Source organism: Streptomyces gobitricini (genome assembly GCF_039532985.1).
GTDB classification, from domain to species: domain Bacteria; phylum Actinomycetota; class Actinomycetes; order Streptomycetales; family Streptomycetaceae; genus Streptomyces; species Streptomyces gobitricini.
The window spans coordinates 182084-195752 of record NZ_BAAASR010000018.1 but is presented as its reverse complement, the minus strand read 5'-3'; the positions used below and the strand labels follow the sequence as shown (position 1 = coordinate 195752).

The 13669-nt window shown below is 71.1% G+C and carries 15 protein-coding genes; 9 read left to right on the top strand and 6 right to left on the bottom strand.

The window, feature by feature from the left end; genetic code table 11:
- The first annotated feature begins 165 nt into the window (after positions 1 to 165).
- On the top strand, positions 166 to 837 hold the full coding sequence (locus ABD347_RS16320; RefSeq protein WP_344361684.1) for an HAD family hydrolase: 672 nt from the start codon (positions 166 to 168) through the stop codon (positions 835 to 837).
- Positions 838 to 853: 16 nt separating this feature from the next.
- Here the strand turns inward: ABD347_RS16320 and ABD347_RS16315 are convergent, their stop codons facing one another.
- Positions 854 to 1180: a plasmid stabilization protein gene (locus tag ABD347_RS16315; RefSeq protein ID WP_344361681.1), complete on the bottom strand. Its 327-nt coding sequence runs from the start codon at positions 1178 to 1180 to the stop codon at positions 854 to 856.
- Positions 1181 to 1343: 163 nt separating this feature from the next.
- Here ABD347_RS16315 and ABD347_RS16310 point away from each other — a divergent pair, with 163 nt between their 5' ends.
- Entirely contained in the window at positions 1344 to 1739 is a 396-nt protein-coding gene (locus tag ABD347_RS16310; protein ID WP_344361679.1) for a hypothetical protein, read from the top strand.
- 146 nt (positions 1740 to 1885) lie between these two features.
- On the opposite strand, the gene ABD347_RS16305 is transcribed toward ABD347_RS16310, so the two are convergent.
- Together ABD347_RS16305 and ABD347_RS16300 are read right to left on the bottom strand one after the other, a co-directional pair.
- On the bottom strand, positions 1886 to 2491 hold the full coding sequence (locus ABD347_RS16305) for a cysteine hydrolase family protein (protein ID WP_344362370.1): 606 nt from the start codon (positions 2489 to 2491) through the stop codon (positions 1886 to 1888).
- Positions 2492 to 2528: 37 nt separating this feature from the next.
- A complete protein-coding gene (locus ABD347_RS16300; RefSeq protein WP_344361676.1) occupies positions 2529 to 3500 on the bottom strand; it encodes an LLM class F420-dependent oxidoreductase in 972 nt (323 codons plus the stop codon).
- Positions 3501 to 4144: 644 nt separating this feature from the next.
- Here ABD347_RS16300 and ABD347_RS16295 point away from each other — a divergent pair.
- From ABD347_RS16295 to ABD347_RS16285, 3 genes are all read left to right on the top strand, one after another.
- Positions 4145 to 4819, top strand: coding sequence for a TenA family protein (locus tag ABD347_RS16295; RefSeq protein WP_344361673.1), 675 nt, complete (start codon positions 4145 to 4147; stop codon positions 4817 to 4819).
- Between the two features lie 158 nt (positions 4820 to 4977).
- On the top strand, positions 4978 to 5415 hold the full coding sequence (locus ABD347_RS16290) for an SRPBCC family protein (protein WP_344361670.1): 438 nt from the start codon (positions 4978 to 4980) through the stop codon (positions 5413 to 5415).
- Between the two features lie 38 nt (positions 5416 to 5453).
- Positions 5454 to 7106 (top strand): phytoene desaturase family protein, encoded by a 1653-nt coding sequence (locus ABD347_RS16285; RefSeq protein ID WP_344362369.1) that lies wholly within the window; start codon positions 5454 to 5456, stop codon positions 7104 to 7106.
- A 268-nt stretch (positions 7107 to 7374) separates the two neighbouring features.
- Here ABD347_RS16285 and ABD347_RS16280 read toward each other — a convergent pair whose 3' ends face one another.
- Positions 7375 to 8349, bottom strand: coding sequence for a hypothetical protein (locus ABD347_RS16280; protein WP_344361667.1), 975 nt, complete (start codon positions 8347 to 8349; stop codon positions 7375 to 7377).
- A gap of 189 nt (positions 8350 to 8538) precedes the next feature.
- On the opposite strand from ABD347_RS16280, the gene ABD347_RS16275 reads away from it, so the two are divergent.
- Complete coding sequence (locus tag ABD347_RS16275) at positions 8539 to 9345, top strand: DUF2382 domain-containing protein (RefSeq protein WP_344361666.1); 807 nt, start codon at positions 8539 to 8541, stop codon at positions 9343 to 9345.
- A 207-nt stretch (positions 9346 to 9552) separates the two neighbouring features.
- Here ABD347_RS16275 and ABD347_RS16270 read toward each other — a convergent pair whose 3' ends face one another.
- On the bottom strand, positions 9553 to 9990 hold the full coding sequence (locus tag ABD347_RS16270; protein WP_344361663.1) for a subtilase-type protease inhibitor: 438 nt from the start codon (positions 9988 to 9990) through the stop codon (positions 9553 to 9555).
- 532 nt (positions 9991 to 10522) lie between these two features.
- On the opposite strand from ABD347_RS16270, the gene ABD347_RS16265 reads away from it, so the two are divergent.
- Positions 10523 to 11107: a carbonic anhydrase gene (locus tag ABD347_RS16265; RefSeq protein ID WP_344361660.1), complete on the top strand. Its 585-nt coding sequence runs from the start codon at positions 10523 to 10525 to the stop codon at positions 11105 to 11107.
- 82 nt (positions 11108 to 11189) lie between these two features.
- Positions 11190 to 12695, top strand: coding sequence for a SulP family inorganic anion transporter (locus ABD347_RS16260; protein ID WP_344361659.1), 1506 nt, complete (start codon positions 11190 to 11192; stop codon positions 12693 to 12695).
- Here ABD347_RS16260 and ABD347_RS16255 read toward each other — a convergent pair.
- Positions 12668 to 12877, bottom strand: a complete 210-nt coding sequence (locus tag ABD347_RS16255; RefSeq protein ID WP_344361656.1) for a hypothetical protein — start codon at positions 12875 to 12877, stop codon at positions 12668 to 12670. The genes ABD347_RS16260 and ABD347_RS16255 overlap by 28 nt on opposite strands.
- A 195-nt stretch (positions 12878 to 13072) precedes the next feature.
- Between ABD347_RS16255 and ABD347_RS16250 the strand changes: the two genes are divergently transcribed.
- Complete coding sequence (locus tag ABD347_RS16250) at positions 13073 to 13543, top strand: SPW repeat protein (protein WP_344361653.1); 471 nt, start codon at positions 13073 to 13075, stop codon at positions 13541 to 13543.
- Positions 13544 to 13669 lie beyond the last annotated feature (126 nt).

The window sequence follows — 13669 nt, the reverse complement described above, 5'->3', positions numbered from 1 at the left end:
CCCATGAGCTTCGGCGACCGCGCGACCGGCTGACGGCCCACCAGATGGCCGTATCGCGCGACGGGGGAGGGGCAGCCCGAAATCCCCACCGGAAGCGAGGGGTAAACCTCAAGTCCAGGGTGAGACTGGTGTCAGAGTGAGTAGCGAAATCAGAACGGAGCGGTCATGACACGAGCGGCGGTATTCGACGTCGACGGCACCCTTGTCGACACCAACCACCTGCATGTGACCACATGGTGGGAGGCCTTCCGGCAGGCCGGGCACGATGTGCCCATGCACGCCGTCCACCGGGCCGTCGGCCTCGGATCGCACGACCTGATCGCGCGTCTGCTGGGTGAGGGCCGGGACAAGGACCAGGACGACGCGATCAGCGCCGCCCACAAGACCCTCTACGGAACGTACTTCGACCGGCTGCCCGCCTTCCGGGACGCGGGCCGCCTGCTGAAGGCCCTCGCCGCCGACGGGTGGACGGTCGTCCTGGCCACGTCCGCCGGCGGAGGTGAACTCTCCGCGCTGCGCCGCGCCATCGACGCGGACGACGCCATCACCGCCACCGCGAGCGCGGACGACGTCGAGGAGGGCAAACCCGCGCCCGAGCCGGTGCGGCACGCGCTGGGGCTGGCGGGGGCGACGGCGGAACGTTCCGTCTTCGTGGGCGACACGGTCTGGGACATGAAGGCCGGCACCCGCGCGGGCGTCACCTGTGTGGGCCTGCTGTGTGGAGGCCTTCCGGGGGCGGACCTGACGGAGGCGGGGGCCGCCGAACTCTACGACGACCCCGCCGACCTGCTGGCGCACCTGCACCGTAGCCCGCTGGGCGGAGCCTGGGGTGGCTGATGGCGCGCCGGACGTGTCACTTCCCGAGTTCGCGCTGGAGCTCCGACTTGTTCATGGACGACCGGCCGTGGACGCCCTTGCGCTTCGCCTCTTCGTAGAGCTGGTCGTACGTCGGGCCCTTGGGCCCGCTGCTGCCGGATCGCTGGCCGCCCCGCTTCGAGGAGGACATGTCCTGCTTGGAGGTCTTGCTCGCGGTCTTGGCCTCCCCGGAGCGCGCCCGCTCCTTGTTCACCGTACGGGCCGCGATCTCCTCGGCCCGCTTCTCGCTCGTGCCGCGCTTCTTTGAGCTCTCCTTGATGTGCTCGTACTGACGTTCACGCTTCGGGCTGGATCCTGCCGGCATTCGTTCCTCCTGACGTCCCCCTTGCGGCCCCCCTTGCATCTCCTCACCCTCGTACCAGGCACCCACCTCCGCAAACGCGCCGCGGAAGATCCTGATTGACGGGCCCGCAGCGAGGTATTCGTGCCTGTACCGGCAGTCGACCGGACCCAAGGAGTGGAGCGACGTGGAGAGCAACGGAACAAGGAACCACCCCGCGGACTGCGACGTCACCGTGCAGCTCAGCGACTGCGGCCGCGAGGACGCTCGGGCAGTCCTGGAGACGCTCGACCGCGTCTTCACAGGCTGCGACATGCCTACGCCGGGGCCCGAGCAGGCTCACGACCGCGAGCCCACTGTATGGATGGCCACTTTCGACAGCTCCGCACGCCGGGAGGAGCAACCCGGACCGCCGCAGCTCGGCGCGCTGGTCACTGTCCTGCTGACGGGTGACCAGCAGGCGGTGGCGGAGGTGGAGAAGGCGCTCGGTGGGCTGTTCGAGGTGCGGTCCGCCACATCGGTGTCCGGCGAGCACGAGAAGGAGGCGCGCCTGCTGCTCGGGTCCCGCTACGTCACACACTGACCACGAACACACTGACCACGACTGACCACGGGAAGCTGACCGCGAGAAGCCATTGAGGCGAGAAGCCATGAGGTGACCACGAGACCCGCGGGTCTCGTGGTCACCTCATGAGCGTGGTTCCGCATGAGCTGTCCCAGGCCGCGAGATCACGTCCCGCGTCCGGCGGTGGAGGCGAAGTCGATCTCTTTGGCCTCCACCGTCCGGGCGCTCATATTGCGCCGCATCATCTCCAGGGCGGCCTCCGCCAGCGACTCGTGGATGTGGGCCACCGCGTCCGTGGGCACCGTCACCCGGATGTGCCGGATGTGCGCGTCGAGCGCCGAGTACAGCACGCACTGTTCGGTCACCTGGCCGCACAGGACGAGGTGGTCGACGTCGAGCTGCGTCAGCAGGTACGCCAGCGGCGTCTCGTAGAAGATCGAGTGCCGTGCCTTCACGACGAACAGTGACGAGTCGTCCGGCCGGACGGGTTCCACCAGTTCCGCGTGGGGGCCGTCCAGCGCCGTGCGCAGGATTTCGCCGTGGTGCGAGCGCCACTCGCCGAAATTGTCGTTGACGTAGATCACGGCGACACCGTGCTCCCTGGCCCGGGTGACGAGGTCCACCATGACGGGCAGCGCCTCACGCACCGAGGGCAGGAGGAGCTCGGCGTCCTGGTGGTCATATGTGTTGATCATGTCGATGACGGCCAGCGCGGTGCCGCCGGCCGCACCGCGCCGCCGTCCTGCCGTGTTCTTGGCGGACCCGTTCATGTCGGAGGCGTTCGTGTCGGACGTACTCATGCCCGCGTCAGCCCAGCGCTTCTCGTAGCGCGGGCAGCAGCGTCTTGGCCGACCAGTCCAGGAAGGCCGGTTGCGAGTCGCCGCCGATCTGGACGAGGGCGATCTCGGTGAAGCCCGCGTCGGCGTACGGCTTCACCGCCGCCACGAAGTCGTCCGGGTCGTCGCCGCAGGCGATGGCGTCGGCGACGTCCTCGGGCCTCACGAACTGCGTCGCCGCGTCGAACGAGTCGGGATGCGGCAGCTCGGAATTGACCTTCCAGCCGCTGCCGAACCACCGGAACTGGTCATGCGCACGGCGTACGGCGGCCTCCTTGTCCGGGTCGTAGCAGACCGGCAGCTGGCCCACCCGGGCCTTGCCTTCGCCGCCGTGCCGGTCGAAGGCGTCGAGCAGGTCACCCTTGGGCTCCGTCGCGATAACGAGGTCGCCGAGGCGCCCCGCCAGCTCGCAGGACCGCTCGCCGGAGACGGCGAGACCGATGGGCGGCGGCTCGTCGGGCAGGTCCCACAGCTTGGCCGACTCCACGTCGAAGTGGGTGCCGCGATGGTTGACGTGCCCGCCCTCGAAGAGCGCCCGGATGATGCCGATGGCCTCCTCGAGCATTTCGTGCCGTACGTCGACGGAGGGCCAGCCTCCCCCGACCACGTGCTCGTTCAGGTTCTCTCCGGACCCCAGTCCGAGCCGGAACCGTCCCTCGGACAACAACTGGAGCGTCGCGGCCTTCTGGGCGACGACGGCCGGGTGATAACGGAAGGTCGGGCACGTCACGTACGTCATCAGCGGGATGCGTGAGGTCGCCTGCGCGGCGGCGCCGAGCACCGTCCAGGCGTGGGGCGCGTGCCCCTGCGAACGCAGCCAGGGGAAGTAGTGGTCGGACGTCACCGAGAAGTCGAAACCGGCTTCCTCGGCCTGGACCACATGATCCACGAGGGCACGGGGCCCCGCCTGCTCGGTCATCATCGTGTATCCGATTTGCACCATAAACTCGCGATTTCCCTGAAGATCTCATCGGAAACATGTGTACGACGCCGGGGGAGGAGAAGCTACCCGCTGCGACACCGACGGGCGCCGTCCTGGCGGCAGCGGACGCTCGACGGAGGGGAGAAGGACGGCTCCCTCCCGTCGCCCGGCGCGCTGCCCGGGTACGTCGGCGAGTGGCGGGCGGCGAGCCGAAGAAGCGGGGCCGCCGAGGCGGAATCCGGCAGGCACGGCCCACATGCCCTGAGAGCGGTCCGGCGGCGTGAGGTGGGCCACACCGGGAACGCGCCGCAATGGTTGACCGTTCATTCGGATGTGGCGGCGAAGGGGACCGTGTCCCCGGCCTTGCGCCGCGAGGCGACCGCCCTTCGCGCCACGGCGAACAGCCCCGGCTGGATTCCCCCCCTCCAGTCGGGGCTCCGTCGTCCCCGCTCCTCCCGTCACGCCGGACACCGTCCGCGCCGCCGCTTCGTGCCGCACCGCCCCACCGGTCGTGCGACGCTGCTTCACAGGACACACAGCACGGCACAGGACACACAGCACGGCACAGGACACACAGCACGGCACAGGACACACAGCACGGCACAGGACACACAGCACGGCACAGGACACACAGCACAGGGACACGGAGCCCAAGGAGCGCCGCGATGACGCAGCAGGCACAGGAACTCCTCGAAGCCACCGCACAGGCACTCGCCCCCCGTCAGGACGCCAACCGGCTCGTGGCCGCCATCGCCGACGGAACGGCCGGCCGGATCGCCATCGGCACCCTGGCTCTGGAGCAGCGCCACATCGTCGCCTCCGACCGCCGCTCCTTCCTCCACCTGGCCGCTCGCGCGGCACCCCGTCCCCACGGCACGGGCCTGTTCACCACCCTCGCCGAGGGAGAGGCCTTGGCCCTGGATCGCCTCGGCGCGCTGCTGAACGGCTGCGGGCTCGACGAGGTGACGGCCGAGGCGTACGAGCCCATGGCCGGTTGCCAGGCCTATCCGGCCTACGTCGCCTGGCTCGCGCTCAACGGCGACCCGGCGAACGTCGCCATCGCCCTGTACGCCAATTTCGCCGCGTGGGGCGGTTACTGCGCGACCATCGCCGGGGCGCTGCGCACGCGGTACGGATTCACCGACGAGGCGTGCGGCTTCTTCGACTTCTTCGCCCTGCCGGCGCCCGCGCTCATGGACCAGGCCGTCGCAGCCGCGCAGGAGGGCCTGGACGGCGGGCACGTCACCATGCCGACCGCGCTCCGCTACGGCCGGCTGCTGCAGTCCTACGAATCGATGTTCTGGGACACCCTGTCACCGGCCGCACCCGGACACCGCTGACACCGCTGACGCCGTCGCCACCCGGGCGCTACCGGCACCCGGGCGTCACGGACACCCGGACCGTCGTCCGTCGTCGGCACGGCGCACGCGTTCGCCGCAGCCGGATAGGGGTACCCGCGCTGCGTTCGTTCCCCGACAGGCGGACAACGGAGGAGTCCATGGCCGTACGACACCGGTTGATCAAGAGGCCCCCCGAGGCGGTGTGGGCCGTACTGGAAGACGCGTCGCGCTACAGCGACTGGGTCGTCGGTACCTCGTCGTCCCGGCTCAAGGACGGGGACTGGCCGAAAACCGGCTCCACTCTCGAGTACACCGTGCACCTGGGCCCCCGGACAGCCGCCGGTGAGACCGTCGTACGGCTGTACGACCCGCCCCGGTGCCTGGAGCTGGAGGCCAAGAGCGGAGCCCTGGGGACGGCCAGGATCGCCATCGAAGTACGCCCCTGGGGCGACGAGACCCTCGTCGTCGTCGACGAGCACCCGCTGCGAGGTCCGGGCGGCCTGATGCACAACTCGGTCGTCGACGCCCTGTTGCAACTGCGTCACCGTGCCATGCTCCGCCGCCTCGCCGAAGTGGTCGAGGGAGAGGCCGGGTGAGCTCGGGCCCCGTCGTGCCGGACACGGTGCCCGACACCGTGCCGGACGCCGTGGTCATCGGGGCGGGCCCCAACGGCCTCGTGGCCGCCAACCTGCTCGCCGACGCGGGCTGGTCGGTCGAGGTGCTCGAGGCTCAGGACGAGCCCGGCGGCGCGGTCCGCAGCGACCGGGGAGTCCACCCCGATTACGTCAGCGACGTGTTCAGCGCCTTCTATCCGCTGGCGGCGGCCTCCCCCGTACTGTCCCGCCTCGGCCTCCAGGACGAGGGGCTCCGCTGGAGCCACGCGCCGCGCGTGCTGGCCCATCCACTCCCCGACGGGCGGTGCGCGGTGCTGGAGCGCGACCGGACGGCGACGGCGACCGGACTGGAGGAGTTCGCCCCTGGCGACGCCCTCGCCTGGGACCACCTCTGTGACATCTGGGACCGGCTCGGCGCCGACATCGTCGACGCCCTGTTCACCCCCTTCCCACCGGTGCGCTCAACGGCTCGGCTGGCCGCCCGGGTGCGCGCGGCGGGCGGCCTGCGACTGGCCCGCATGATGGTGCTGCCGGTGCGGCGGCTGGTCGAGGAGGAGTTCCGCGGAGAAGGCGGCCGGCTGCTGCTGGCGGGCAACGCCCTGCACGCCGATCTCGCCCCGGAGGCGGCCGGCAGCGGGGGTTTCGGCTGGCTGATGTCCATGCTCGGCCAGGCCCACGGCTTTCCCGTGCCGGTCGGCGGGGCCGGTGCGCTGACCGACGCCCTCGTGCGCCGCCTCCAGCGGCGCGGCGGTGTGGTGCGGTGCGGCGAGCGGGTGGTGGAGGTGACCGTCCGCTCCGGACGGGCGGTGGCGGTCCGGACAGCCGCGGGGGAGACGGTGCCGGTCAGCCGGGCGGTCCTCGCCGACGTCGCGGTGCCCGCGCTGTACGGGGGTCTCGTCGCCCCGCAGCACCTGCCGCCCCGGCTGCTCGACGACATGCGGCGGTTCCAGTGGGACTGGGCCACCTTCAAGGTCGACTGGGCGCTGTCGGGTCCTGTCCCCTGGGCGGCCGGTGAGGCGGCGGCCACCGCCGGCACCGTGCACGTCGCCGAGGGCATGGACGAACTGACCCGGTTCTCCGCCCAGCTCGCCATGCGGGAGGTGCCCGACCGGCCGTTCCTGCTGCTCGGGCAGATGACGACCGCCGACGCGTCCCGCTCCCCGGCGGGCACCGAGTCGGCGTGGGCGTACACCCACGTACCGCACCGAGTCCGGGACGACGCGGGTGACGACGGCATCACCGGCACCTGGGACGCGCGCGAGCAGGAGGCGTTCGCCGACCGGATCGAGGCCCAGGTCGAGCGCTTCGCGCCCGGTTTCCGCTCCCTTGTCCGCGCCCGCCGGATCCTCGCCCCACGGACCCTCGAGGCGATGGACGCCAACCTGCGCCAGGGCGCTATCAACAGCGGCACCACCGCCATGCACCAGCAGCTCGTCTTCCGCCCCGTGCCCGGCACGGGCCGGCCGGAGACCCCGGTCGAGGGCCTGTACCTCGCCTCCGCCGGCGCCCATCCGGGAGGTGGCGTCCACGGTGCGCCGGGCGCGAACGCGGCCCGTGCGGCCCTGCGTAGTTCCCGCCCGTTGCGCCGGGCGCTGACCCGCGCGCAGGCCGCCCTGGCGGGCCGCGGCGCCCGTGCCGTCTCCGGTCCGGCGGACCTGCCCCGCACCGGGTGAGAGGGCGCACGGTCCCCCGACGTGCTGACGCCGGTGGTGAGCGGAGTCGGCCCCTCCGGCGCGTGAACCAGCCTCCTGGCATCCCGGTACGTCGTCAGTGACCCGCCTCGGTGTCGACCCCCGACTGTCCCGGGGCGCACTGCCGGACGCCGCCGGTCCGGTGGCGAAACCGGCCGACCACGGGAGCTGTGCGCCACGGTGCGTACGTCACCTGCGCGAGGCCGGCCGACACAAGGCGCCGCCCCACGGCGGCCGCAAGGTCACGCCCTCACTTCCCGGCACCCCGCCGACCGGCACGGGCGGCCGCGTCCCGAGCACGGCGGCGGGTCTCACGCGCCGCCCGCTCGGCCTCCTGGAGTCGTCGCCGCGCGGCACGCACCCCCTCGTCCGCCGTACGCCGCAGCCGCTCGGCCTCCTCCAGCTCCCGCGCCAGCGCGTCCACCCGTGCGGCGGCTTCCCGCAGGCCGTCCTCCGCCCGTTCCCTGTCCCTCTCGGCCCGGTCCCGCTCTTCCTCCCGTAGACGGGCCTCCTCCTCCGCGCGCCGGAACTCCTCCCGCTCCCGTTCCTCCCGCTCCCGTTCCTCCTCCTGCTCCTGCTCCTGCTCCTCCTGCTCCTGCTCCTGCTCCTTCTCCCGCTTCTCCTTCTCCCGCGCCGACCGCCCGCCGGTGCGACGCCCCTGCTCCGGCCGCGCGTCCGGCCGCGCGTCCGGCCGCTCCTCACGTCCGCCGGCGTACCGGTCACCCCGCGGTGGTGACACGTCTGTCAGCGCCGCGGCGAAGCCCACGGGGGCGCTCAGCGCTTTCACCAACCGCCCCGACGCCCATTCCTCGGCCGCGGCCGGATCCGCCAGAACCGCGTGCAACGTCGCCTCGACCTCGTGCTGGACGTCCTCGCCGACCGTCTGCCCGGCATCCGCCGCGAGTTGTCGCGCCTGGCGCGCGAGGGCCGTCACCACGGTGTGCTGCTTCCGGCTGAGTTCCCTGAGCCGGTCGCCGTCCAGCTCGTGGTGGGCGCGGCGCAGCCCGTCCCCGAGAGCGGCCAGCGCCCGTGCCTCCTCCGGCCGTTCCCGTACGAGCAGATTGCTCACCCACGCGGCCAAGGTCGGCCTGCGCAAGGACCGCACGGCGTCGGCGAGCGCCCGGTCACCGGCCTTGCGCGCCTCTGCGGCCCGTGTGTCGCGGGCCGCGGTGAAACGGTCGGGGCGCAGTCCGTACAGCTCTTCGGTGACGCTCTCGAGGTCCACGGCTCTCCGTTGGGCAGGGCACCGTCGGCGCGGTGTCGTCCATGCCTGAGCTATGCCCAAATCTTTCCTGTTTTGAGGGTACTGGAGATGTTTTCTCCTGTGGGCGGTGGTCACCCGGCCCGGTGAGGGGTCGCGAGATCCAGAGGCCCAGAGAACTCCGCAGACACGAGAGAACCCTCGGGAGGATGAATGATCACCCAGGCACAGATCCCGGCCGTGCTCGACCATCCGGTGTACGACTCGACCGGCGACAAGATCGGTGAGGCCAAGCATGTGTTCGTCGACGATGTGACGGGCCGGCCCGACTGGGTCAGCGTCAAGACCGGTCTCTTCGGCTCCGGCGAATCGTTCGTGCCCATCCACGACGCCAGTGTCGTCGAGGACCATCTGGAGGTCCCGTACCCCAAGGGCAAGGTCAAGGACGCTCCGAACGTCGACGTCGACGCGGGAGGCCACCTTTCGGCCGAGGAGGAGCGACGCCTCTACCGCTACTACGGCGTCCGCTGGGACGGCACCCTGGAGCAGGGCGAACGGGCCGGCGACGGCCGGGCAGGAACTGATGCGCGGACCGGAACGGCCGGTGCGGCGGGCACCGCCGCCGACCGTGCCGGTGACGACGCGATGACCCGCTCCGAAGAGGAGATGCACGTCGGAGTGGAGCAGCGCCAGACCGGCAAGGCCCGGCTCCGCAAGTACGTCGTCACCGAGGAGGTCCAGCAGACCATCCCGCTGCGGCACGAGGAGGTCACCCTCGAACGCGAGCCCGTGACGGACGCCAACCGTGACGCCGCTCTGTCGGGTCCGGAGATCACCGAGGCCGAGCACGAGGTGACACTGCACGCCGAGCGGCCGGTGGTGGAGACCGAGGTCACCCCGGTGGAGCGCGTGCGCCTCAACACCCAGGAAGTCGCCGACGAGGAGACCGTGGAAGGCCGGGTGCGCAAGGAGCGGATAGAGGCCGACCTCCCCGACGAGGACACGGGCAGGGACCGCTGACCTACGGACCACCTCGCTCCTCATGGGCGGCGGGGTGGTCCACCGGCAGCACCTGCTTCTTCCTGTACGTCGTCGTTCCGGGCGCCCGTCCGTATACGACTGAGCCCGCCCGGCACGCATCCTCCACGCGGGAAAACGCGGCGGAAAAGGCCCGCACGGCCCTCTCGTAGGGCCGCGCGGGCTTCTTGGCGCGTGAGCCAGGCGGGCCTAGAAGGAGAAGACGCCGGAGCTCTCGACCTGCATGATGCAGGAATTGGCGTAAGTGTGCTCGAAGTTCACGCGTCGGCCTTCCCAGGTCCCCTGTGCGGTGACGACGACCGGGTCGTAGATCTTGATGCAGGGACGGTTTTCCTCATCGCCCAGCTGGTGGAACTTTCCCTCCACGGACCGCAGTTCCTCGCAAGCCTTCTGTGATGCCGGGTGTGTCCCACCGGCGGTCGGGGTGCAGGTGAGTGTCACTGCCCGCAACGGTGCGGCGGTGGCGGCGTCCTCCCCCTGGGCGACCGTGAGTACGAGGGCCGACGGTGCGTAGAGCCGCGGCTCGGGCGCGGCGGCCTCCGCGGCGGCCCCCGAGGCGGTCATGGGCCCGAGGACCCCCGCCGTGGCCAGACCGCAAATGACGGCGCGCCTTACCAGTGTCCGCATGGCAGAAAACCTTTCGTTTCGAGTCGGGTTCGTTCGGTGCGGTGCGGCAGACACATTGCCCTGCTCGTCCTGTTGACGCACATTCAGCGGTGCTTTTCAGTTTGGTCTGTTATTCAAGCGCTGACGTGAAACCGATTCCCGGGGGGTGGTGACCGTACCGGGTCCGCGCGTTCACCAGGGCTTGGCGCTCTGCCAGAAATGGTTCAAAGGTGCACCGTGCGTAGAAACGTGCGAATCGTCGGCCTGCAACACGGCCGAAACGCGCCGGTAACGTCGAGGGATGAGATCCGGCCGATCTTCATCGGCGTGCCGACTTAAAAGGACCTTTCATCAGAAGGTAATGTCCTGGCAAAGTTGACGATGCTGCTGTCATGCATGATCGTTAGGGCACCGCACCCCGGTGCCGTGCTCCGACGGAGCCGCGGAGACCCCGTGGCATGCGTCAGCCGCACCCCCCACCCGCACGACCGACAATGACCCGACCACACCGCGTCCCGAGCCCCCACGGCCGGAGCGCAGGAGGCAGGCCGCCATGAAAACCCTGATCGACAACGCGCGTACGTTCTCCAGACGCGTTGCCCAACAGCCGCAAGAGTTCCGTCGGCTGGCCGCCGGACAAGCTCCCCAGGCGCTGTTCATCACCTGCTCCGACTCCCGGGTGATTCCCTCCCTCATCACCGGAGCCCGACCGGGCGAGCTGTTCGAGCTCCGCACCGCCGGCAACGTGGTTCCCCGCTACGACGAGGCCCGGCCCTGCGCCGAGACCGCCACCGTCGAGTACGCGCTGCGCGTCCTCGGCGTCCGCGACATCGTCGTGTGCGGGCACTCCCACTGCGGCGCCGTCGGTGCCCTCGTCCGCGGTGACGACCTGTCCGCGCTGCCCGCCGTGCGCGGCTGGCTGGAGCACTCCGTACCGGAGCCACCGGACACCAAGGACCTCGCCCGGGCGGTGCGCCGCCACGCCGTGGCGCAGCTCGAAACGCTCCGCGGCTACCCGGCCGTGCGCGAGCTCACCGCCCTCGGGCAACTGTCGCTGCACGCCTGGTACTACGAGGTCGACACGGGCGTGGTGAGCGCCCACCGGCCGGAGTCGGACGGAGAGTTCGGGCCGCTCTGAGGAGCCGCAGCACTCTCGTGTCCCGCTCCGTCCGTCCGCCGCCCCCCGGGGCGGCGGACCGCACCTCTAGGAACCCACCCTCATGTTCTCCCTGTTAAAAGAACCCACTGTGCTGCGCCGCGACATACTCGCGTCGCTCGTCGTCTTCCTCGTCGCCCTGCCACTGTGTGTGGGCGTGGCCGTCGCCTCCGGCGTCCCCGCCGAACTCGGGCTGGTCACCGGCATCGTCGGCGGCCTCGTCGTGGGGGCCCTGCCGGGAAGCTCCCTTCAGGTCAGCGGCCCGGCCGCGGGCCTGACCGTACTGGTCTACCAAGCGGTCCAGGAGTTCGGCCTGGGCGCACTGGGCGTCATCGTTCTCATATCCGGGCTGCTGCAACTGCTGCTCGGCGCCCTCGGGTTCGGCCGCTGGTTCCGGGCCATCTCCATCGCCGTGGTCCAGGGCATGCTCGCCGGCATCGGCCTGGTCCTCGTGCTGGGCCAGGTGTACGCGATGGCCGACATCGAGCAGCCGTCCGGTGGCCTCGGCAAGCTCGCCGGCCTGCCCGGGCTGGCCGGCTCCGTCGTCTCCGGCGGCACGGCGCTCACCGCCTTCCTGGTGGGCGCCGGGACCGTGGCCGTCCTCGTCCTGTGGCCACGGCTCCCCGCCCGCGCCCGCGTCATTCCCGGTCCGCTGGTGGCGGTGGCCCTGGCCACCGCTGCGGCCGTGGCGTTCGACCTCCCCGTCGCCAAGGTCGAGGTCCAGGGGCTGCTGGAAGCCATACAACCGCCGGGACTCGGCGACTTCGGGGACGTCGCCACGGTGGCGGCGATCGGCACCGTCCTCGCCTTCACCCTGATCGCCTCGGCCGAGAGCCTGTTCAGCGCGGCGGCGGTGGACCGTATGCACGACGGGCCGCGCACCGACTACGACAAGGAGCTGATGGCCCAGGGCGTCGGCAACACCATCTGCGGGGCCCTCGGCGCCCTGCCCATGACGGCCGTCATCGTCCGCAGCTCGGCCAACGTGCAGGCCGGCGCCCGCACTTCCCTCTCTCGGATCCTGCACGGGCTGTGGCTGCTGCTGTTCGCCGCCCTCCTGCCCGCCGCGATCGGCGTCATCCCGCTCGCCGCGCTCGCCGGCGTCCTCGTGCACGCCGGGTGCAAGCTCGTACCCGTCAAGGACCTGGCCCCGCTGTGGCGCGAGCATCGCGGAGAGGCGGTCATCCTCGCCGTCACCGCTGTGGCCATCCTGGTCACCAACCTCTTCGAAGGCGTGATGCTGGGCCTGCTGCTCGCGGTGTGCAAGACCGCCTGGGAGACGTCCCACCTCCATGTCGAGGTACGGGAACTCACCGGTGGCCGCATGGTCGCGGCCATCACCGGCAATGCGACGTTCCTCCGGCTGCCCAGGATCCTGGAGGAGCTGGAGGGACTCCCCAAGGACCGGCCCATCGAGCTCGACCTGTCCGGGGTGCGCCACCTCGACCACGCGTGCCGCATCGCCCTGGAGAACTGGGCGCTGCGGCACAACGACGCCGGCACGGAACCGGTGCGGATGCTGCCTCCCGAAGGGACCCCGGCTCAGCTCTCGTCGGCGTCCAATACGTAGCCGACGACGGACGAGGGCGTCAGCCGGTCGTTCTTGACGATGGCGACACTGTCGCTCCCGGTACGGGTGCCCGTACCGGGAGCGGCTTCGTGCCCGGCGGCCCGGGCGGTCGTGGCTCCCGCGGCTCCCGCGGTGAGCAGGACGCCGGCGGCCGCGGCCACGGCGGTGGCTCGGAGGTTCATGCTCGTACCTCTCGGTCGGTGGTTCGTCGTTCAGAGGCCCTGCCCGTGATCAACGAAAGCCCTGGAGAGAAGTGGCGGGTGCGTGTCCCGGCCGGTGGACGAGCGGCGACATCCCCCGCTGTTGACCAAAAGGGGCGAAAGTAGTTCCATGGGGCATAAAGGGCGGATAAGTCTTCCACAGGAGGCGGGCCCCCAATGACCACCCACCCGAACATCGAGCAACACCCCGATCTCGCCGAGATGCGCTCTCGGTTCGAACGGGCGACCAGCACCCCCCGTGCCCAGGCGATCGAGGCCCTGGCTCTTCTCACGGGTCTCTACTTGGCGGCCTCGCCGTGGATCGCCGGTTTCAGCGGCCTCACGGCTCTCGCCATCTCCAACCTGATCACCGGTATCGCGTATGCCCTGTGCATGGGCGGGTTCGGCTCGGCGTACGAGCGGACCCACGCCATGGCCTGGTCCGCGTGCGCCATCGGCGCCTGGACCATCGTCTCCCCCTGGGTCGTGGCCGGTAACGTCGACACGACCCGCAGTGTGGTCAACAACGTCATCGTCGGCGCCGTGGCTCTGCTGCTCGGCCTGGCGATGGCCGGGGCGGCGATGGCCGGCCGCCGTGCCGGCCGCACCCGCACCCGGTCCCGCGGTGGACCCGGCCCCATGGAGTGAACGGGCCGAGCCGCCCCCGCTCGACCCGCGAGGAGGAAGGCCCCGGCGCCCTGGTGCCGGGGCCTTGCCGTGCCCGTGGGCGGGCGGCGCGGACAGGCCGTCGCCGCGCCGTTGCACCTGGGGCGC

Coding starts and splice junctions, on each gene's coding strand:
- ABD347_RS16265 (WP_344361660.1), top strand. CDS start 10,523: ATGAAAACCCTGATCGACAACGCGCGTACGTTCTCCAGACGCGTTGCC.
- ABD347_RS16300 (WP_344361676.1), bottom strand. CDS start 3,500: ATGGTGCAAATCGGATACACGATGATGACCGAGCAGGCGGGGCCCCGT.
- ABD347_RS16295 (WP_344361673.1), top strand. CDS start 4,145: ATGACGCAGCAGGCACAGGAACTCCTCGAAGCCACCGCACAGGCACTC.
- ABD347_RS16290 (WP_344361670.1), top strand. CDS start 4,978: ATGGCCGTACGACACCGGTTGATCAAGAGGCCCCCCGAGGCGGTGTGG.
- ABD347_RS16260 (WP_344361659.1), top strand. CDS start 11,190: ATGTTCTCCCTGTTAAAAGAACCCACTGTGCTGCGCCGCGACATACTC.
- ABD347_RS16255 (WP_344361656.1), bottom strand. CDS start 12,877: ATGAACCTCCGAGCCACCGCCGTGGCCGCGGCCGCCGGCGTCCTGCTC.
- ABD347_RS16270 (WP_344361663.1), bottom strand. CDS start 9,990: ATGCGGACACTGGTAAGGCGCGCCGTCATTTGCGGTCTGGCCACGGCG.
- ABD347_RS16250 (WP_344361653.1), top strand. CDS start 13,073: ATGACCACCCACCCGAACATCGAGCAACACCCCGATCTCGCCGAGATG.
- ABD347_RS16315 (WP_344361681.1), bottom strand. CDS start 1,180: ATGCCGGCAGGATCCAGCCCGAAGCGTGAACGTCAGTACGAGCACATC.
- ABD347_RS16320 (WP_344361684.1), top strand. CDS start 166: ATGACACGAGCGGCGGTATTCGACGTCGACGGCACCCTTGTCGACACC.
- ABD347_RS16275 (WP_344361666.1), top strand. CDS start 8,539: ATGATCACCCAGGCACAGATCCCGGCCGTGCTCGACCATCCGGTGTAC.
- ABD347_RS16305 (WP_344362370.1), bottom strand. CDS start 2,491: ATGAACGGGTCCGCCAAGAACACGGCAGGACGGCGGCGCGGTGCGGCC.